The sequence below is a fragment of the Hydrogenimonas cancrithermarum genome (genome assembly GCF_030296055.1).
In the GTDB taxonomy this organism is placed as follows: domain Bacteria; phylum Campylobacterota; class Campylobacteria; order Campylobacterales; family Hydrogenimonadaceae; genus Hydrogenimonas; species Hydrogenimonas cancrithermarum.
In genome coordinates this window covers 2027443-2048803 of record NZ_AP027370.1, presented here as the reverse complement: position 1 = coordinate 2048803, position 21361 = coordinate 2027443, and the positions used below count along the sequence as shown (strand labels likewise).

Below are 21361 nucleotides of genomic sequence, written 5' to 3'. Positions count from 1 at the left end.
GCAGCCAGAATACGAATTGCAAGGAGCAGTGATGAAAATTTTGGACAAAGTCGAACTCGTCGTCAAGCTCAAAGAACGAATCGAAGAGGCAAAAACCCAGAACTCGGCCATGGTAGAGCAGCTTCAGAAACTTCTAGAAAACATCCTGAAATCGGGTGAATACAAAGCCGTTTAAGCCGTATATTAAGAATCAGCCGCTATAATTTCATCCACTTCTTCAAGGACAGGTGGGTGAGCTGGCTGAAACCACACCCCTGCTAAGGGTGCGTACCTTTGCGGGTACCGAGGGTTCGAATCCCTCCCTGTCCGCCACAGACCCCCTATTAATGGGCATTTCAAGCCACAAAATCAAAAAAACGAAATCCCCCTCCCTACCCCGACTTAACTAAACATAAACCTGAATCGACTTGTCAAAATCTTTGTACCGCTGATTCACATAGGAAACATATTCATCGTAAACTCTTCAGCAGCGTAGCGCAATCAAACCATCATGCATACGTTGATTAACTCTATCTTTCAAATAAATTATTAAATGGATATAAAATAATTGATATTGTTGATTTAATTATTTTTTTATTAATTTTGCGTGACAATATGTTAAATTTGAAGCGAATATAACCAAAAAGGAGCGGTGATGAAGAGAGTGATAGAAAACTATGGATCGACAATTCTCATGCTCTTCCTATCCATTCTGATGATAGGCTGGATGGGCGGATGCGAATTCGACCGCCATGAGGTGAAAGGCGGTAGCAGCGTAGTAAACAGGGAAAAATTTGACCTCGCCGCAACGAAAGCCGATCTGGAATCGAGATATCGGAGTATCGCTCCTTCTCAGGTGATTCGAATCGGTTTCACCAGACCGTTGAAACAGGATGAAAACGGATCGCTCGCTCTTTACGGGGAGAAAACGGTAACCGGACCAAACGATTACACGCCTCTCACCAGCGATTGGCTGCGGCTCTACCGCGATGGCAAAGAGGTGGAAGGCCGGCTCTATCTCTCCAGCGACAGTATGGAGCTTATTTTCGTTCCAAAAGATTTTCTCGAAGAGGGAGCGGAATACAAAGCTCTCGTATCCATGGCGACCACATCGAAAGACGGAAAGATGCTCGGCAAAGACGTCGTCTTCAAAATCACGACACAAACGGGGGTGCCTCTCGCTTCGATCGAAGGGCCCGACTTCATTAAAAAGGGGGAGTCGCCGACTTTCACCTTAAAGTCGCTCTTTTCACCCGAAGAAATCCACTGGAGCGCCGACGAAGCGGAACATTCAGGTGAAACCGAAGAAAAAAATCCGGAAGTTTCGTTCGAATACCCCGAAGAGGGGCACTACGTCGTCGTCACCGAAGTGGAAGACCCTTATGGAAGAAGTGTAACCGTACGTCATGGGATCACCGTTTTGCCGGATATCGAAGAGAAATTGCGAAATCGTTCCACTCTTTCGGCAGTGGCGAAAACTGACATCGAATCGATTCCCGACGATACGTTACGCGAAACGCTCGAAGAGGAGTCCGAAAACGTCATCGAAACGGTCGAAGCCTCCTACGAAACGAAAACACGGAGGACCTCTTCTTTGCGTAACTTCTCCGGCAAACTCCTGCATGCCGTACTGATGCGCCCCAACGCCATCGCGAAATGGAAAGAGAACTATCTCGACAAGCTGTTTGAAAGCGACCGTTTCCTTGGCATCGTTCTCATCGGCGGCGCACCCGCCATTCTTTCCTACAGCGAAAACCCATCATCGGATGGCTATCTCCTGCATATCGCCCTGGACAGGGGAAGAACCGCCATCTCCCACCGCGACGAGAAACAGAGTATCTCTCTTCATCGGCTCGAGGGGACTCCTACACCGCTTCTTTACACTCTCTCCGTTCCCATCGGAAGCAAAACACTTGAGAGCCTCTCCGAGGCTCTCCCCCGGGAGATTCGGGAGGTGCTTCCCATTCTGCATCTGGACGAAAAGAGACGACTGCTGCTGGAAGTACCGGTTTTTGAGGAAGAGAAAGCGAGTGGAAGATCTTATGGAATGGTTTCGACAAGAGGGGTATGGAGAACATTTAACGGGTATGTCAGCAAAATCATTGAAACGGGAGAGGAGGTGGCCGATACAGGAATGAGCGCACTGGAACAGGCCATCGAAACGCTCGTTTCATTGGTGGGTGATGATATTCTCGACCTGCTCAAAACTTTCAAAAGTCTCGTCAAAAAGGTAAAAAGCCTCAATCCAGTGGAGAACCTCGACGACTACAGCGCCATCGCGTCTCAGATAAAGAACCGGTACAACTCTCTCAAATCGGTCTATGAAAATGCGGGCAACATCGTCGCGACGGCCACCGACCCTGACCGGCTTATGCACGACCTTCGCAATTTCCTCTCCAAAGGGGATACAAACGTCAAGGCGTTTTTCGACTACGCTTTCTCCCGGCTACAAGAGAAGAAAAAGAGCCTCGAAGATGTCGTCGACCTCTTCAAGAGCTACCGTGGGAATATCGACACCATGATCTCCGAAATCGCGCCCGACCCCTCCAAAGACGCCCGGATCAAACTCTGGATTTCCGATGGAACGGCCTACCTGAGTCTCAAAAAAGGTTCCACCGTCCAAAATGTCTCATTCGATACGATCAGCTACTGCAAAAGCTATCTGGATGCATTCAACGAGAAAGTCGGGAGTGATTTTCCGATCGTCTGGCTCTACGACAAACTCAATCTGCTCGTGCAAAGTTTTCCCGATTACGCCACCGCACTCGATTACAAGGCATCGGAAAAGAAGATACGCTTCTACGCCAAAGAGAACAGCACCTCCGACTCGCCGTGCGACGCCGAGAGTACCTCGACCCTCTGTTTCGACACACTCCTCTCTTCAGAAAGCCTGAAAAGCACGTTCCTCGTGACTCCTCTCCCCGGCAGCGATGGTCGTCTGCGAATGACCTTCGACCCCTTCTCCCCAGTCGTACCCCCGATGGAGGGAGAGGACTCTCTCACGGCACTCTATAACCATCTGCAGCAAAGCTGCCCCGCTTTCCCGGAAATCACGGCCGATCTGAAGATACCTTTCCGTGGAAACCTGTTGGACATCTCGGCCACAACCCATCCCGATATCTCCGTTTCGGCGTCTGCTGGGATAGGGGTGGAGTTCAACTACCATGTTCTACTGGGCGGCAAGGCCGGAGCGGCGCTTAGCTTCTCCGTGGGCATCGACCCGCTGAATCTCCAGTCAGGCACGCTGGAGCTTCTCAAAAACATCGTCCTCGAGGAGTTCAACGCCACCAAAGAGAACATGGGGCTGGTCACGGAAGCTTTCGATGAAGGGGTGCAAGCGGGCATCATGCAATTTGCCGACGACAAACTCTTCATCGATTTCCTCAAAAATTATGCCGCGGGGATCAAAGAGGCTCTCGACGAAAGCAACCTCAGCGAAATCGCGCAAAGCATCTCCTTTGGCATCTCGTTCGAACCGGAAATCGGCGTAGGAGTCGGTGCGGGCGGCACAGGAACCGGCGGCGCCAACGCTAACCTCAAAATAGGCGTCGAAGCGGGATTGAGTTGGGATCTGGGGCTCTTCGCAGACTCCGTCGCCGTCGTTCTCGACACCTACGATATCGACACCTTTTTCCTCTCACCGATGAAGCGCGTGGGCAAAACGCTGCAAAAAGCGGTGGAGGAGAGTGCACAAAGCGGTGATCCCGCCGCCGCGTTACTGCACCAAAACCCGATGCAGCAGGCGGCTTTGATCTTCAAAGACACTTTCGTTCAGCTCATAGAGAAGATGCGCGATACCGACAATTCGAACCTCATAAACCTCTACAGAGAGATGGCCAAGCGTATGAGCCTCTCTTTCGGCCTCGAAATCGGAGAGAATGCGGAGGGTGAAGAGGCGGTTTCGATCGAAGAGACGATGGAGTGGAAACCCGCCCTCTCCATCAACGGCGAAGCCCTTTTCAATATCATTCAGAACATCGCAGGAAACGATACCACGGTCCCCTATCTCGACCATGCGGGCATCTATCCCGAAGTCACGCTCAGCTACCCCTTCACTGCATCCATCGAAGTCTCTTTCGACGAAGGGGTCAAACTCAGTTACGGAGGAGCTTTCCAGGCCGACTTCATCTACGGAGTGTGGACCGTGGCGAGCGATCCTTTCCTGAACGATTCGGGCGCCGAAAGTATCGCGACCCAGAACGTGAACCTCAAACCCGACGTCATCGTGAAGATGAGTGCGGACAAAAGTTCCCTCGAAAGTGGAGAGAGTTCGACCCTCACGTGCGATGTCACCACTGCCGATGGTGTCTCGCCTGATGTATCGTGGTATATCGAAGGCGAAAAAGTGGAAGGAACGGACGCCCTCCTCTACGACGGAAACACCATCGCGACCGTAATCGCCATGGCAAACAATACTTTACAACTTCGTCCCGCCATCACCGGTGAACTTCATATCGCCTGTATCGCCGGCAGCGGCGGTACCTACGGAATCGATACATTGACCATCGAACGATTGAACGAAGCACCCTCTAAACCTACCTTCTCCCTACCTGCCACGGATATTCTCGATCTGGACGAAAACAGCACACTCACTCTCTCAGCAACCGATGACGACGGAGATCCTGTCACCTATGTCGTCCAGATTTCCGAAGATACGACATTTACGAACTATATCGAGATGACGATTTCCTCCCCAACTTTCCATCTGCCCGACAACCTATCCTGGGGACACCGATACTATCTGCGGGCGAAAGCGACCGATGGTGTGGCGGAAAGCGGCTGGAGCAACACCGTCTCCTTCTATTACCACCTCGAGCTCCCCGTCTATATCTCGTACTGGGTGAAAACGGCAGGCGATCCTGTACTTCGTGAAGTGGAAGGAGACGATGCGAGCGTTCGTTACACATCGCTCGCCGAGGGATACGCTTTTGAAATCGCCGGAAACATCGAATACATCGAAGGTGCGGAAGTGCAGATCGCCACCGCTCCGGACTTCGATGAAGAAGAGACGATCTTCAGTCAGACGCTCTACAGCTTGGATGAAGATACCGCATATTGGAACGACTATCAATGCGGAAATTTCTACATCCGGATCATCTATTCGCTCGAAGACGCCAACGGAACGATCCATCGTGTCTCCAGTGGCATCGTACATCTAAAACTCGTCCCCGACACTCCCACGCTCACCACCCCTGCCGATGGTGTCCGATTTTCACATCACAGTATCGTATCCTTCCGTATCACCACGCCCAATGTGACAGCGGACGCACTCCCTGACAGTTACGTGATAGAATATGCACCGAAAAGCGACTTCAGCTCCGACGTGACGTCATCCGGACCATTGGCGGAAGGAGAATGGAATACGACACTTCCGACGCTCGACAGCGAACCCTACAGCCGTAGCTACTGGTGGAGAGCCCGTGCAAAATGCAACGGTGTCTGGAGCGACTGGAGCGCCCCCCGATCCTTCGTCGTGGAAAACCGACCGCCGGTTCCGGACGATCACGAATACTATCTCAACGGAAAAAACATGAAAACGTTGGGCGAAAACATCCATATCTGCATCGACGAACGGATCAAGATCCGCTTCCATTTCGAAGACCCCGACTCAGACGCGATTTCCGGGGCGACCTTTCTCCTCTCCAAATATCCTTCGCTTTCCATCGAACGCAACGTTACCGTCGAAAACCCATCTCCATCGCTTTGGATGGAGGCGGAGTACGATGCTTCGCAAGCCGGGTACGGCACCTCTTATGTGGAGCCCCTCGGAAAGGATATCTACGGTGCCGGCCTCGAACGCGACTGGTATGCGGAACATCAGGAAGAGGCGGGGGTTTTCACCGTCGTCAACTGCGTTCCCCGAATGCCGAGGGACGAGGATATAGCGGGACCCTCCCCGACTCAGACGATCATCGAGGGGCAGGAGCTCGTCTTCACCGCGGCGAATTTAGTGGACCCGGACGGCGACCCCATCGCCTTCGCCCGCCTCGCCATCTCGCACAACGGCACCACGACCGTCTTGGATGCCAATGTCTCGGAAGATGGGAGAGCCATCTGGTACTTCACCCCCGTAGAATCGGGAACTTACAACTTCAGCGTTCAAGCGGTTTCCAGATATGGTGAGACTCTCCAGTTCGGTGACGAAAACGACGATCACATCTTCAAGGTCATCCCACCGCCTTCGGGCATCCCTATCGCTCCCGAAGACGGCGCCATCCTCTTCGACGATGCGATCTCTTCGCCCCTCGAACTGTTGGTGATGCCGCAAGAGGATGTAAACACTTCCGCCATTCGTGCCATACAGTACGAATGGGCGAGAGATGAGAACTTCACCGTAGACCGCAGCATCAGCGCATGGAACGCCAAAGATGAGGCAATGGATGCCAAGGGGATCTTCCACTATTCGCCGGAAGTGGGTGAAGGAGACTGGTACTGGCACGCCCGTTTCTCCTATACTGTGGCACCAGGCCCCTGGAGCGAAACGCGCTGTTTCAGCTTCTGGAAAGCGGACCGGTTCGCATCCTATACCCCCGAACCGTCACTCGCCTCATCCTACGAGAAGGCTGAGGACGGCAGCGTGAACATACCCGTCTCTTTCGAAAATCTCTGGAAAGGTTGCCGTGGAGAGAGGGGAATGGTAGAGTACAAGATCTGTTTCGACGGCGAATGTACGTCGGTCGTCCAAAAAGGAGAGCTCGATGCGAACGATACCATCCGCTTCACGCCGCCTGCCGGACACGATACCTTCTATATCTCGTTTCAACAGCGTTTCGACAGCGACCACGAATCTATGAAGAGCGAACCGGTACGGTTCGATATTGTACGCCATGCGAAACTGACAGGCTATTGGAACTTTTCGGAATGCGATGCGAAAGATCGTTCGGGCGAAAATCGCGACGGAGAGATCGATGGAAACCCCCTCTGCATCGAGGAGGCACCGAAAGACAAGGCACTCTACCTTCATGGGGACGAAGACTACATCGAACTCCCGGCCATCGGGGGATTCACTTCGAACGGGCCATTCACGGTTTCTCTCTGGATCGAACCTTCGGAGCTCGAAGGAGAACACGCGATCCTCTGGTTTACGACGCGAATTTTTAAAAAGGGTGAAGACGCTTCTGCGATACCCTTCGGATTGAAAATCGTGGATGGTAAACCACGTTGGTACGTCACGTCCGAAGAGGGAGAATTGACTCTTTATGCCGAAGGGGTCGCCCTTCCGAAAAATATCTGGACCCATCTCGCCATCACCTACGAGAATGGAACGATCACCCTCTACCAAAACGGTGAGGTGGCGGCGAAAATGTCGGCACCGGAGAAACTTAGAGAGATGGAAGGTCCCATCTACCTCGGTTTCGACGGAACGAACGACTCCTCCTTGTACAAAGGATACATCGACGAAGTGAAACTCTACACCTACGCTCTTCGACCCGAAGAGGTCGAGACTGCGATGCACGACATCGACGAAGCGTTCGAAGAGCCTTTCGAACCGCTCGAGAGCGTGAGTGCAACACCGGAAAAGGGAGAGGCGCCTCTGACCGTCAGGTTCCATGCCGAACCGTCCGATGTGGGAATCTATCTGTGGGATTTCGAAGGAGACGGCCAATTCGATTCTGCACAGGGGCACGACGCCACCCATACCTACGAAAATCCGGGCAGCTACGAAGCCGTCGTCATGCGTGAATCCAACGGGGGCGGCTGGAAGCGGATACATATCGAAGTCGCTCCTCCCGCCTCCCTGGTAGGATGGTGGAACTTCGACGACTGCAAGGGGAGAGATGCGTCGGGGAAACACCCTGCAAGTATCCACGGCAAAGTGACGTGTGAAGAGGGGTACCGTGGTCAAGCCCTTCTCTTCGATGGAGAGAGCGGTTATCTGGAGGTCCCTTACGACACAGAACTCGATCCGAAAGCCCTGACCCTCTCCTTCCACTTCCTTCCCGGCGAACCTGGTGAGAGTGTACGGCAGTTGGTGACCCGAGGCGAGTGGGGGCCCTACGGCGTCAAAATCGTCGAGGGCGAAATCGTGGCCTTCGTCTATCTCGAAGAGGACGAAGAGCCGATAGAACTCCGTTACGAACTTCCGGAAACGAAAGAGTGGATCCATGTGGCCATCACTTACGACGGTGAGTACTTCACTCTCTATGTCGACGGCAAAGCCGTTGGAAGAAGCGAAATTCGAAGCGAGTTCATCCGATCGAAAACACCGCTCTACATCGGAGCGGCACCGCTTCCGGAAAGCGAAGAGATGGGGGGATATTTTAACGGGACTTTAGATGAAATTCGCCTCTATGACCGTGCACTGAAGGTTTCCGAAATAGGAAAAATATAATGTTCTTGGGCCGTCTTTAACGACGGCTCCAAGTTTCTCCCTTCCATATTTTCACTATATCGTTAAGTACATTGTAAAAATAAATAGTTATAATCGTTATATGCCAAAAGAAACGCTGATTACGATACGTCGTCTTGTTTTGAATATCATTGGAGTTTTCCTTCTCGTAAGTCTTACGTTCGAAATACTCGTCGGGATCTATCTCAAAAAAGAGGCCCTGAACAATCTCGCTATCGAAGATGCCCGCCATACGAGCGAACTTGTATTCGAGAATCTCTACACCAAAATGCAGGAGGGGTGGAGCAAAAAAGATATCGAAAAGATTCTCAAACGGCTCAATGCCGTTAGGCCCGGTATGACGATCCATGTATATCGAAGCAAAATCGTGGAGGATGCATATGGGCGTGTCGAAGAGGACTATCGAAAAGTCCAATCGGATGATCTGATACAAAAAGCGATGAAAGGCAAAGAGATCATTACCGTAAACCGCGAAAACACGATACGCTACCTCTACCCGTTACGCGTAGAAAAGCGGTGTCTGCAGTGTCATGTCAATGCGATGGTAGGAGATATCAACGGCGTGATCGACATTTCCCTTCCCGCTCGGCAAATCGTGGTATCGTTGGACAAAATGATTCTCTATTTCATCGTGACACTCGGTATCTTTCTTCTTATCTTTTTCCTCTTTTTTTATTGGATGTTCGACAAACGCCTCGTTCAGCCACTGATCGAACTGAGTAGAAAAATCGCTTCCACGAAAGTTCGAACGCATCCCGAAGAGACCATCCACGTTGACTCGAACTGCCGTGAACTCAAAACACTGGAAAAGTCCTTCAATACACTGATAAAACAGATACGTTTTTACTACGACAAACTGATAGCCTCTTTTTCGATCGATCCGCTTACCGGCCTTTACAATATCAATCGGCTGAAAAAAGATCTCGAAGGGGGCAAACGTGCGTCGATGTTACTGCTGAATATCGACCGATTCAAGGAGTTGAATGACTACTACGGCTTTGAAGTCGGCGATAAAGTCCTTAAAGATATTGCAAGGCGTCTGAAAAAAATCGTTCCAGAGGAAACAACGCTTTACCGTATCGGTGGCAGTGAATTTTGCATGGTACGATTCAACGCTTTCGACCCAAACGAAATTGTCGAAATCCTTGCAGAGATTCAAAGCCTGACCTTCGAAAGCTCCACACTCGAAGAGCTGCGAATCACCATGACGGGCGGTGTCGTCCAACAACAGAACACTCGACTGATAGAAAAGGCATCGATCGCACTCAATGCGGCAAAACGCCGCAATAAACCTTTCGAGTTCTATCGCAACGCGAAAGAGATAGAAGTGGACTACAAGCGTCATATTCGCTGGATAAAAGAGGTGGAAGAGGCGATCGAGGAGGACCGGCTCATCGTCTATTACCAACCGATCGTCAAGGCTTCCCAGCCTGAAGTGAAAAAATATGAAGCTTTGGTACGGCTCGTCGACCGTAATGGAGAGATCCATCTTCCGGGCGAGTTTTTGGAAGTGGTCCAAAACAGCCGTCTCTATGCCAGATTGACACAGATCGTTATCAAAAAAACGTTCACCGCTTTTAAAAAAAGCGACTACAGTTTCTCTTTGAATCTCCACATCAACGACATCAAAGATCCGATGTGCCGAAACTATATCTATGAATCGCTCAGAGAGTATCCCGAGCCGGAACGCGTGACATTCGAAATTCTGGAGTCGGAAGAGGTTTCGAACTTCAAGCTGGTCAATGAGTTTATCCGTACGGTTCATCTGCTTGGAGCGAAAGTGGCGATCGACGATTTTGGTAGCGGCTATTCGAACTTCCACTATCTTCTGAAGATGAAGGTCGATTTCTACAAAATCGATGCCTCGCTGATTCGCTACATCACGAAAGATCCGAATTCGAGAATGCTTGTCGAGAGTATCGTCCATTTCGCAGGAAAACTCGGTGTCGAAACGATCGCCGAGTATGTGGAGACCGAAGAGATCGCCGAAATGTGCAAAGCGCTCGGTATCGACTACCTCCAGGGATTTTATATCGGGAAACCCACACCCGTAACAGGTTGATGAATTCTGATGATAGGAAAAAGGAAAGGTATAGGTGATTGATAAAAAAGAGAAAATTATCCAGGTCGCACTCTTGCTCGAGGATAGAAAAGCAGAGGTTGCAAAGGCATGGGTATCGAAAAAGAGTGTCTCGCAAATACTCTCGAAATATCGTATGGATCCCGACAGATTCGGTTCCGGTATCGCTGTCAGAATCATCGACCATTTCGCGAAAGTCCTCCGCCAACAGGAGCCTGTCGGACGCTGCCCGGTCATGAGCAGATTTATCGACCTGATGTATGAGAAAAAGATTACCGTCAAAGAGGTCTTTCTCATCTGTATGGGATTTAGACGTGCACTTTTTTCCCAAATGGCCACCCATGGAAAGATCGGTAGAGAGGAGTCCTGGATCATCGAACTTCTTTCCGAACTCTTCGATCAGAATCTCTCGGGTATCCTGGAGTATTTCGAAAAACAGCTCCTTGAAAAGAGGCTCCAAAAACAGCGCGAGGAAGATTTCCAGGATCATATAAGACGGCTTCATACGATTCTGGATCTGCAGGAAAATGCCATCTTTAAAATACGTGACAACCGGCTCTTCCTGGCCAATAGCGCGTTCTACGAAACAGTGGGTGCCGCCGATCGGGACGATTTCATGCACACCTATCCCGATATCTGGAATTTCATCGAGAACGTCGACTGCTTCGAAGAGCTTTTCGCTATGAAAAAGTATGAGGAATGGATCGAAAAGAGTATTCGGGAGTGTGAAGGCAAATGCGAAGTGGAACTCTTCGATTATCGATCGAATCGAAGAGCTCAGATGGAGATGACGATCCGTTCGATGCCAAAAGGCGAAACCGGAGAATATATCGTCGTGATGCAGGATATCACCGAACAGAAAGCGCAATTGGCGTCGATGGCACAGATGGTCTATACCGATGCCCTGACACAGGTGCCCAACCGTCGAAAATTCAATGAAATGCTGGCAACATATTTGAAGGAAAAGAGACCATTCTACCTGCTTCTGATCGATATCCACAATTTGACGGAGATCAACGAAGCGCTCGGCCGGGATGCAGGGGATCTGATATTGAAAACCTTCGCGGAAGGGATGTTTCATCATTTGGACGAGAAGAGCTTCTTCGCCCGGATCGACGGCGACCGTTTCGCTTTGCTGGCGGAAGAAGCCGACCATGACAATGCCGAGGTGTTGGCAAAAAAGGTGTTGGCAGAACTGCATACGATCTTCTATAATGAAGAGGAGCATACGAAAGGCAATATCGCGATCGTCTCCTGCCAACCGGACGACGATGCCCATACGATGCTCGGCCGTGGCGACAGAGTCGTTCAATGTATCATCAACCAGGGTGGTGATGCCATCATGGACGATACACTTTTGGTGGAAGAGGATAGGAAGATCAAAGCGGCAACCAAAACCTTTTTGGCACAGTGCCAACGCCTTTTCGAGACGAAACAGCCGCTGGAGATCGTCAACCACTATTTCGAAGTCCCCATCGACTCGAAAGCGCAAATCGTCAAAATCATCGACGATCTTATCTGGGTACGGTTACGCAAAGTGGCGGTTCATGCACTGCATCGAAACAGCGAAATCTATATAAAAACCGAAGAGAAACCCCACTTCAAAGCGATTGTCGAAGATCTGGACAAAGAGAAGTCGTGGGTGCGCCTGGGTCACTTCGAACCGGTGATGCATTCACCACTCGATCGAAAAAACGTTCATGTCGAACTCGTCCCTCCCCTCGAAGGGATCTTGCGCAAAGAGAAGATACAGGTACCAATCGATATCGAAACGATTTCGGTCGATTCTCTTACGATTTTCATGACCCATATGACCGATCTGGTACGCGACGACCGTGTCGAAATCGAAACGACGCTACGCTGGAACGGACGAACAGAAAACCTCACCTTGTCGGGACACATCTTCAAAATGAAAAAGAGTGGGCTGAATATCAGACTCGTGATCACATTGGAGCCATGTAAAATTATCGAAGAGATCCTCACCCCCTTCGTCGCACACCGACAGCTCGAAATTATCAAGGAGCTCAAAGAGTCGATGCTGTAGATATTTTTTACACATTTCTTCCACATAGCCGCGCTATATTTGTTTCAAAGAAGTAAAGGAAGAGTATCATGAATATCGGCTACCTCTCGCGAAGAAAGTTTGTGCAGGGCATTGCGGCATCCGCGATATTGTTGAGTGGAAGAGAAACGCTTTTTGCAGGCGAAGAGAGCCGCACGTTCGTTAAACGCAGACCAGCTGAAGTACTCGAAGGCGAAGAGTTCCATCTGACGATCGACGAGACACTGGTCGACATCACGGGCAAACAAAGAATCGCCACGACGATCAACGGCATGCTGCCGGGCCCTACGCTGAAGTGGAAAGAGGGCGAAAAGGTGACGATTCATGTCACCAACAACCTCCCGGTAAGCAGTTCGATCCACTGGCACGGCATCATCCTGCCCTATCGGATGGATGGCGTGCCGGATATCAGCTACCCGGGCATCGCACCGGGCGAAACCTTCACCTACCGCTTCGAAGTCCGCCAGAGCGGCACCTTCTGGTACCACTCCCACAGCGGTTTTCAGGAACAGACCGGTATGCACGGGGCGATCGTAATCGAGCCCAAAGTGCCCGAACCGTTTGCGTTTGACTGTGACTATGTCGTCTCGCTCTCGGATTGGAGCGATGAAAAACCGGAAAACATCTACCGTAAACTGAAAATCCAAAGCGACTACTACAACTTCAACCAGCGTACCCTCGGCGACTTTTTCGAAGAGGTGAAGAAGTTTGGCTTTGTCGAAGCTTTCAAAGCGCGAAAAATGTGGAACGAGATGCGCATGAGCGACCGCGATCTTTCCGATATTACGGGCCACACCTACACCTTTTTGATGAACGGGCTGACCGATACGCAGGATTGGCGTGCACGCTTCAAACGCGGTGACAAAGTACGGCTACGCTTTATCAACCAGTCGGCGATGACGATCTTCGATGTCCGCATTCCCGGGCTCAAGATGCGCGTGGTCGCGGCCGATGGCAACCCGGTGCAACCGGTGGAAGTGGATGAGTTCCGCATCGCCGTGGCCGAAACCTACGACGTCATCGTCGAGCCCGAGGAAAAAGCCTACTGCATCTTTGCACAAAGCATCGACCGCTCGGGTTTCGCGGCTGGCACGCTGGCGCCAGACGCTTCGATGAAAGTGCTGCGTCCGAAAATAGACAAGCCCCAGCCCCTGACGATGGCGGATATGGGCATGGGCGACTGGAAAAATCCGAATGGCGGTCACGGCGGCATGAAAATGGACCATTCGAAGATGAAGATGCCGACGAAAAAAGAGCCGGACTACCCAGTCACCCAACTTCCGATCAAGTGGGGTGTGGGTACGACGATGCGCGCCATGGACCCGCGCTACCGGCTCGGCGATCCGGGCGTGGGCTTGCGAAACAACGGCCGCAGGGTGCTGACCTACGCCGATTTGAAAAACTACTATTCGACGGCGAACGACCCGAAACCGGACCGCGAAATCGTGCTTCATCTGACCGGTAACATGGAGCGCTACATCTGGTCGATCAACGGCATCACATATGCCGATGCCGAACCTTTGAAGTTTCACTATGGCGAGCGGCTGCGCATCACCTTCATCAACGACACGATGATGAACCATCCGATGCACCTGCATGGGCTTTGGAGCGATCTAGAGACGGGCGATGAAAACCGTCTCGTGCGCAAGCATACGGTGCTGGTGCAGCCAGGCAGCAAGATCAGCTACCGTGTCACCGTCGACGCGAAGGGAGCGTGGGCCTACCATTGCCACATGCTCTACCACATGCTCGGCATGTTCAGAAAAGTGGAGGTGGTGTGATGAAAAAGGTGCTGATGATTCTGCCGCTCTGTGCAGTGCTGGGGCAAACCATGTTTGCCGAGATGAACGACGATCCACTGCGCGCGACACTGCTGATGGACCGCCTCGAAGTACAAGCTGTCAGCGATACCCCCGTCGCGTGGGATATGTCGGCCTACATCGGCAAAGATCTGGACAAACTCTACCTCTACAGCGAAGGCTCCACGACCTCTGATGAGACCGAAAGCCATAACGAGCTGCTCTACAGCCGGGCGGCTACACCCTTTTGGGACCTACAAGGCGGTGTCGAATACGACAAAACCGGAAGTGAAAGTAAAATGTGGGGCGTCGTGGCGCTGCAGGGGCTGGCGCCTTACTTTATCGACACACGCATACGCCTGAAAGTCGGCGAAGACGCCGTCGGCGTCAATTTCGATTTCGAATACGAAGCCCTGATCACCCAGAAACTGATTTTGACGCCACGCATCGAAATGGAGGCGTACAGTGACGATGTCCCGGAAATCGGTGTGGGCTCCGGCCTCTCGTCCCTCGATGCCGGTTTGCGCCTGCGCTACGAGTTTGTCAGGGAGTTCGCTCTCTATATCGGCATCGAATACGCCAATACCTTCGGCGACACCAAAGATCTGTACGGGAAAGAGGAAGAGACCCGTTTCGTAGCAGGGGTTCGGTTCTGGTTTTGATGCGCGACGCCCCCGCCAATCGAAACCCCGCTTCTATGGCGCCCGCTTGAGCAGTTGGGCGTTGAGCGCCACGACAACGGTACTGACCGACATCAACACGGCACCGACCGCCGGGTCGACGACGATGCCCCACGGTGCCATGACGCCGGCAGCCAGCGGGATGGCGACGATATTGTAGCCACTCGCCCACCAGAGGTTCTGCACCATTTTTTTATAGGTGGCGCGGCTAAGGCGAATGGCGTGAACAACACTCATCAGATCGCTTTTTGTGAGAATAATATCGGCACTCTCGATCGCGATGTCGGTACCTGCGCCGATCGCGATGCCAATATCGGCGGTCAGAAGTGACGGCGCATCGTTGATGCCGTCGCCGACCATCGCGACGATCTTTCCTTCATCGTGGATCTGTTTGATGATGTTCAGTTTCTGGTCTGGCAGCAGGTCGGCCTGGTAGTGGTCGATGCCACACGCTTTGGCCACCTCTTTGGCGACCGCTTCGTTGTCGCCGGTGAGCATCCAAGTCTCGATGCCAAGCGACTGAAGCGCTTTAATGGCCTCGACCGAGGTCTCACGGATCGTGTCGGTCAGCAAAATGACACCGATGACTTTCCCATCGACGGCAACCCATACTTTGGTTGATTCGCTCGTCTCATACTGCCTCAGCGTTTCGGGAAGTTGCAGTGCCTCTTTGTTCAGAAGTTGCGGCCCGCCGACCATCACCGTGTGCCCTTCGACGATCGCTTTGGCTCCAATGCCGGGATAGGCGGTAAAGTTTTTGGCCTTTTGCGGTTCAACGCCTTTGGATTTGGCATACGCCATGATCGATTTGGCGATGATATGCTCGGAGTTCTGCTCGATCGAGACAGCGTAGCGAAGCAGAGCCGCTTCACTTTCGGGCGCGACGACCTCATGGACAGCGAGTTTTCCTTCGGTGATGGTGCCGGTTTTATCGAAACAGATAGCCCCCGCACTTTTAAGCGTCTCGAACGCCTGTCGGTTACGGATGAGGATACCGCGTTTTGCCGCCATCGACGTGGTGATGGCCACAACCAGCGGTACGGCCAGACCCAGCGCATGCGGACAGGCGATGATGAGCACCGTGACGCTTCGCAACACAGCATCCATCGGCGAGGCGATGGCCGACCAGACGGCAAACGTCACGGCGCCGACACCTGTCGCGGCGTAAAAGAGCCACCCCGCGGCGCGGTTGGCGAGGTCTTGCGTGTGCGACCGGCTCCGCTGCGCCTCTTCGACCAGTGCGATGACCTGTGAGAGATAGCTCTCTTTGCCACTTTTGGTGATGGTGATGCGAAGCGCGCCGTCGAGATTGGTGCTTCCCATGTAGACTCTGCTGCCGGGCTTTTTGTAGATGGGCTTGGACTCGCCCGTCAAAAAGGCTTCGTCCGTCATGCTTTCGCCCTCACGCACTTCGCCATCGGCTGGTACTTTCTCCCCGGGACGCACGAGAATCGTGTCACCCTTTTCGAGAGCATCGACCGTTACCTCTTCGAGCGTACCGTCTTTCGCTACGCGCATGGCGGTCTTCGGCATCATCTTCACCAGATCCTGCAGTGCATCGGCGGCTCCAAGCACGCTTTTGGCTTCGATGTAGTGGCCGATGAGCATGATGTCGATCAGCGTGGCGAGTTCCCAGAAAAAGGCCTTGCCGTCCGGCATCACGAGCGTCATTGCCGAGTAGAAGTAGGCGACACTGATCGCCATGGAAATGAGTGTCATCATCCCCGGTTTTCGTGATTTGATCTCATCGACCGTCATCGTCAGAAACGGCTTGCCGCCGTAGAGGTAGATGAAAGTCGAGAGGATAAAGACGACCGCTTCGCGGTAAGGCACGTCGAGTGTGAAGCCGAACCACGCCTGGATCATCGGCGAGAGCAGTAAAATCGGCACCGTGACGATCACCGAAACGATGAAACGGCGTTTCATATCTTCCATGTGGTGGATGTGCCCCATCGTGGTGTGGTCGTGCATGTTGGCATCTCCGTCTCCGTTGTGGTGTTCATGATCGTGTTTCATCGTCTACTCCTCGATTTTTCATATTGTAAAAAGATAGTGTGCAGAAGATGTGTAAGAAAATGTTATGATATGGAAAATTTGCAAAAGGGAAAACGATGAAACATATCGTAATATTTTTGATGACGATCATACTCTCTGCCGGCTTCGTCGAAGCGGATGAAGCATCAGTCCATCGGGTGGTTTTCGATGTGACGACCGGCGATGTCGCAACGTTTGAGAAAAAGATACTCAGCGGTATCGTGGCCCATTACGACCACTACCAGGGAAAACTCGAAGAGCTGCGGAGTGTGGTGGTGATTCATGGGGGAGCCTACCGGTTTTTTCTGAAAAATCTGAAAAACTCCCCTTATGCCGATGATACCAACCTCTCGAAAGTGCACACCGATCTGGGCAAACGGCTTGGATCGTTACATGAAAATTACGGGGTCGAGTTCAGAGTATGTTCCATCGGACTGAAAAAGCGGAAGATCGATACCCAAAACCTCTACCCCTTCATTCAGCCGGTCTTCAGCTCTTTGACCGAACTGATCGAACGGCAAAATGCCGGCTTCGCCTACATTCCGGTACCTTAACCTTTTTTCAACAGGGCTTTGAGCTGCTTCAGCGTTCGGGTGTTGAGGATCTCCTCTTTTTCGAGCCACCCCCGGCGTGCCTGGTTGATACCGTACTCCATAAAGTCGAGGCTCATCGGATCGTGCGCATCCGTTGCGACGGAAAGTTTGATGCCCTCCTCTTTTGCGACTTTGGCATAGATGTCGTTCAGATCGAGCCGTTCGGGCTGTGCGTTGATTTCGAGTGCCACCTGTTCGTTTTTGCACGCTTTGAAGATCTCGCCCATATCGAGTTCGTAGGCATTGCGATGGCCGATGATGCGGCCTGTCGGATGGGCCAGAACGTTGAAGCAGGGATGCTGCATCGCCTTGACGATACGGCGGGTCTGCTCTTTTTTGGAGAGGTTGAATTTGTAGTGAACGGCACCCAAAACGATGTCGAGTTCGTTCAAAACCGAGTCGGGCAAATCCAGCGAACCATCTTCGAGGATGTCGCACTCGATCCCTTTCAAAACGGTGATGCCATCCAGTGTTTCGTTGAGTTTGTCGATCGCTTCCATCTGTTCGCGCAACCGCTTCTCGTCGAGTCCTTTGGCGACGGTGAGGTGCCGCGAATGGTCGGTGATGGCGATGTAGTCATACCCCTTCGCTTTCGCCGCTTCGGCCATCTCCCGTATGGAGGCGTGGCCGTCGGTCCAGTTCGAATGCACATGCAGATCGCCCCGGACCTCTTCGAGCGTGACCAGCTTCGGAAGACGACCCTCGAGGGAGGCTTCGACCTCCCCACGGTCCTCCCGCAGTTCCGGTTCGATATAGCGAAGCCCCAGCATCCGGTAAATCTGCTCCTCCGTTTCGCCTCCGATACGACGCTCACCCTGGAAGACGCCGTATTCGTTGATCTTCCACCCCTTTTCGATCGCCATTTTCCGGATTTTGATGTTGTGGGCTTTGGAGCCGGTGAAGTAGTGGAGTGCGGAACCGTAACTCTCTTTGGCCACGCTTCTCAGATCGACCTGCAGATCGTTGCGCAAAATGACGGTGGAGCGGGTCGGACCTTTTGAAACTACCTCCTTGATCTTTTCGAATGCGACGAACCAGTCGACCACCCTCTCCCAATTCTCCGCGACGACCAGAATGTCCAGATCCCCCACCGTCTCCTTTTTCCGCCGATAACTCCCTGCCACCTCCACGTCGATCACCCCTTCGAAATTTTCGAGGTAACTGCGCAGCTCTTCGGCGAAAGGTTTGGCGACATCGAAGCGGAAACGGTGTCCCGCCTTCTTGGCCAGCCGCACCCCTTTTAGAATCTTTTCGACCAGTTTGGGGCCGAACCCTTTGAGAGTGTATATTTCGCCGCTTTCGGCCACTTTGGCCAACTCTTCGAGGGAGGTGATATGGAACGTGTCGTAGAGCTGCCGTATCCGTTTGGGGCCCAACCCCTCGATGGAAAGCAGTTTGTCCAGGCCTTCGGGCATCTCCTTTTTCAGCGCTTCGAGTTTGGAGAATTTCCCAGTCTCTATGATCTCGGCGATCGATTCGGCCAAGTCGTGCCCGATGCCCGGGAGCTTGGTCAGCTCCATCCCCTCCTCCATCAGGCTGTCGAGACTCTTGCCGAGATTCTGCACCGTTCTGGCGGCGTTTCGATAGGCCCGTACCTTGAAAGGATTCTCTCCTTTGATCTCCAGCATGTCGGCCATCTGGTTGAAAATATCGGCGATTTCACTGTTGGAGAGCGCCATCGGTTCCCCCTTTCGATCCATCGTTGAAAAAAGTTTCGATCGATCCCGGTTCCGAAATGAAGTAGCCCTGCGCGTATCGACAGGAGATCTTTTTCAAAAACCCGAATTCCCCTTCCGTTTCGACCCCTTCGGCGACCACCTGAAATCCAAAATGGTCGGAGAGATTCACGATCGTTTCCATGATCTTGGCGTTGTCTCTCTCTTCATCGACCCGGCGGATGAAGGATTTGTCGATTTTGATGTAATCGACCGGGAGCCTCTTCAAAGATGTCAGAGATGCGAAGCCCGTTCCGAAATCGTCGATGGCGAACCTGATGCCCCGACGCCTGAGGGCGTCTATCTTTTCGGAGATGTTCCGAAAATCCCGGATAAAAACCTTCTCGGTCAGTTCGAAAGTGAACCAGGATGGGTCGACCGACCGCTTTCGCATCAGGCGGACCACACGCTCTTCGAACTCCGCCAGCCTGAAGAGGTTGATGCTGAGATTGACGCAGACACTTTCGAGTTTGGGGAAAGCGCGGAGAATGGCTCCGTTTTCGAGATCGCGGCAGACACTCTCGAGTACGAACTCGCTGATTTCGACTATCAGAGAATTCTCTTCCGCGACCGGAATGAAATCGGCTGGACGCTGGCTCTCTCCGTTCGATTTCCATCGAATCAGTGCTTCGAGGCCCGTCACCTCGCCGGAGTCGATCTCGACGATCGGCTGGTAATGGAGCTCGAATCCTCCCGTTTCAAGTGCCTTCCGCATGCCGCTGTCAAGCGCCATCCTGCGCTGCGCCTTCTCGTCGAGCAGTCGATCGAAAAAACGGATCGTCCCTTTCCCTTCGTTTTTCGCATGGTACATCGCCGCATCCGCCCGTTTCACGATTTCGGCGGGATCGCTTTTTGAAAGGTTGTCGGAATAGGGAAAGATCGTGATGCCGACACTCGCATTGGTATGGAGAGAAAAGTTTTTGACTTTGATGGGGCGCGACACCTTTTCGACGATCTTTCCCGCCACGAAGAGCGCGAATTCGTCCGCACGGCCGGGGTCGAGATCGGTCAAAAGCACCACGAACTCGTCACCGCCGAATCTCGCCACCGTATCTTCGGAGCGTACGCATTTCCTGAGCCTACCGGCGATTCGCTTCAGAAGCCTGTCACCCGTTTTGTGCCCGAGCGTATCGTTGATGTGCTTGAAATTGTCTAGATCGATAAAGAGAAGCGCGCCGACTTTTCCGTGTCGCCCGGCATGGCGTACCGCCTGTTCGATCCTGTCGAAAAGAAGTGTACGGTTGGGTAGATTCGTCAACGTGTCGTGAAACGCCATGTGGCTGATCCTCTCCTCCGCCCGCTTGCGATGCCCGATCTCCTGGTGCGTTCCGCTCATCAACAGGGGTTTTCCGTCTTCGGGAGAGCGTTCCACCACCCCTCCCGAAGATTGGACCCATATCCAGGAGCCGTCACTGTGGCGCATCCTGAACTCCGCCGTGAAGAGTGTCTCCTCCTCTATCGACCTCTCCACCAGAGGCAGAATATGGCTCAGATCCTCCGGGTGAACCCGCTCTCTCCAATCCTCGATACTGTTTCGGATATCACTGCGGGTCAGGCCCAGCATTGCGAGCCAAAAATCGTTCACTTCGTGGAAATCACTCTTCAGATTCCATATCCAATAGCCGAGACGGGAACCTTCGATAACGTTTTCCAGCTGTTTTTTGTAGATCTCCTCTTCGTGTATGTTGGTCAGGTAGCCGTGATAGAAGCGCGCCTTCCCCGTTTCGTCCCGCTCCACGGAGGTATAGGCCCGCATGTAGCAGAGTTCCCCATTTTTTTTGATGACCCTGTAGTCGTGTGAAAGAGAATCGATATCTCTCCTCTCCTCGAGCATGCGGATGCGTTCGAGCAGTATCTCGTGGTCTTCGGGATGGAGTATCTGCCGAAGGGTCACTTTCCCTTCGACGATCTCCTCGGGCCTGTAACCGAGATGTCTATGGACGTTCGGCGTGCCGTATACCGCCTTCGGGGAGTCCGGATCGCTGATATCGAAGCTGTAGAGCAGAAGAGGACCGTTCTCGAAAAGTTTCGCACTCCCGTTCCCCCTTTCGGCCGACACATCCATCTCC

The 21361-nt window shown here is 52.5% G+C and carries 10 protein-coding genes and 1 tRNA gene; 8 read left to right on the top strand and 3 right to left on the bottom strand.

The features are described 5' to 3' along the window. The first annotated feature begins 31 nt into the window (after nucleotides 1-31). From QUD54_RS10460 to QUD54_RS10430, 7 genes are all read left to right on the top strand, one after another. Complete coding sequence (locus QUD54_RS10460) at nucleotides 32-175, top strand: hypothetical protein (RefSeq protein ID WP_286336679.1); 144 nt, start codon at nucleotides 32-34, stop codon at nucleotides 173-175. A gap of 46 nt (nucleotides 176-221) precedes the next feature. Continuing rightward, nucleotides 222-312 (top strand) — tRNA-Ser (locus QUD54_RS10455). Nucleotides 313-634: 322 nt separating this feature from the next. Beyond that, nucleotides 635-8311, top strand: a complete 7677-nt coding sequence (locus QUD54_RS10450) for a LamG-like jellyroll fold domain-containing protein (RefSeq protein WP_286336678.1) — start codon at nucleotides 635-637, stop codon at nucleotides 8309-8311. A gap of 100 nt (nucleotides 8312-8411) precedes the next feature. Further along, nucleotides 8412-10391, top strand: a complete 1980-nt coding sequence (locus QUD54_RS10445; protein ID WP_286336677.1) for an EAL domain-containing protein — start codon at nucleotides 8412-8414, stop codon at nucleotides 10389-10391. A gap of 34 nt (nucleotides 10392-10425) precedes the next feature. Next, nucleotides 10426-12453 (top strand): sensor domain-containing diguanylate cyclase, encoded by a 2028-nt coding sequence (locus QUD54_RS10440; RefSeq protein WP_286336676.1) that lies wholly within the window; start codon nucleotides 10426-10428, stop codon nucleotides 12451-12453. Between the two features lie 68 nt (nucleotides 12454-12521). Next, nucleotides 12522-14252, top strand: coding sequence for a copper resistance system multicopper oxidase (locus QUD54_RS10435; protein ID WP_286336675.1), 1731 nt, complete (start codon nucleotides 12522-12524; stop codon nucleotides 14250-14252). Beyond that, complete coding sequence (locus QUD54_RS10430; RefSeq protein ID WP_286336674.1) at nucleotides 14252-14932, top strand: copper resistance protein B; 681 nt, start codon at nucleotides 14252-14254, stop codon at nucleotides 14930-14932. The genes QUD54_RS10435 and QUD54_RS10430 overlap by 1 nt, the downstream gene beginning before the upstream one ends. 33 nt (nucleotides 14933-14965) lie before the next feature. Here the strand turns inward: QUD54_RS10430 and QUD54_RS10425 are convergent, their stop codons facing one another. Further along, complete coding sequence (locus QUD54_RS10425) at nucleotides 14966-16966, bottom strand: copper-translocating P-type ATPase (protein ID WP_286336673.1); 2001 nt, start codon at nucleotides 16964-16966, stop codon at nucleotides 14966-14968. Nucleotides 16967-17061: 95 nt separating this feature from the next. On the opposite strand from QUD54_RS10425, the gene QUD54_RS10420 reads away from it, so the two are divergent. Next, a complete protein-coding gene (locus QUD54_RS10420) occupies nucleotides 17062-17538 on the top strand; it encodes a DsrE family protein (protein ID WP_286336672.1) in 477 nt (158 codons plus the stop codon). Here the strand turns inward: QUD54_RS10420 and polX are convergent. Together polX and QUD54_RS10410 are read right to left on the bottom strand one after the other, a co-directional pair. Continuing rightward, the gene (gene polX, locus QUD54_RS10415) at nucleotides 17535-19277 is read right to left on the bottom strand and encodes a DNA polymerase/3'-5' exonuclease PolX (protein WP_286336671.1); all 1743 of its coding nucleotides are present in this window, start codon (nucleotides 19275-19277) and stop codon (nucleotides 17535-17537) included. The genes QUD54_RS10420 and polX overlap by 4 nt on opposite strands. Further along, complete coding sequence (locus QUD54_RS10410; RefSeq protein ID WP_286336670.1) at nucleotides 19237-21357, bottom strand: sensor domain-containing protein; 2121 nt, start codon at nucleotides 21355-21357, stop codon at nucleotides 19237-19239. Before QUD54_RS10410 ends, polX begins: the two co-directional genes overlap by 41 nt. Nucleotides 21358-21361: the final 4 nt, after the last annotated feature.

What these genes read in the sequence shown, in the direction of transcription:
- QUD54_RS10460 (WP_286336679.1), top strand. Translation starts at nt 32, where the DNA reads ATGAAAATTTTGGACAAAGTCGAACTCGTCGTCAAGCTCAAAGAACGA.
- QUD54_RS10450 (WP_286336678.1), top strand. Translation starts at nt 635, where the DNA reads ATGAAGAGAGTGATAGAAAACTATGGATCGACAATTCTCATGCTCTTC.
- QUD54_RS10445 (WP_286336677.1), top strand. Translation starts at nt 8,412, where the DNA reads ATGCCAAAAGAAACGCTGATTACGATACGTCGTCTTGTTTTGAATATC.
- QUD54_RS10435 (WP_286336675.1), top strand. Translation starts at nt 12,522, where the DNA reads ATGAATATCGGCTACCTCTCGCGAAGAAAGTTTGTGCAGGGCATTGCG.
- QUD54_RS10430 (WP_286336674.1), top strand. Translation starts at nt 14,252, where the DNA reads ATGAAAAAGGTGCTGATGATTCTGCCGCTCTGTGCAGTGCTGGGGCAA.
- QUD54_RS10425 (WP_286336673.1), bottom strand. Translation starts at nt 16,966, where the DNA reads ATGAAACACGATCATGAACACCACAACGGAGACGGAGATGCCAACATG.
- QUD54_RS10420 (WP_286336672.1), top strand. Translation starts at nt 17,062, where the DNA reads ATGAAACATATCGTAATATTTTTGATGACGATCATACTCTCTGCCGGC.
- polX (WP_286336671.1), bottom strand. Translation starts at nt 19,277, where the DNA reads ATGGATCGAAAGGGGGAACCGATGGCGCTCTCCAACAGTGAAATCGCC.
- QUD54_RS10410 (WP_286336670.1), bottom strand. Translation starts at nt 21,357, where the DNA reads ATGGATGTGTCGGCCGAAAGGGGGAACGGGAGTGCGAAACTTTTCGAG.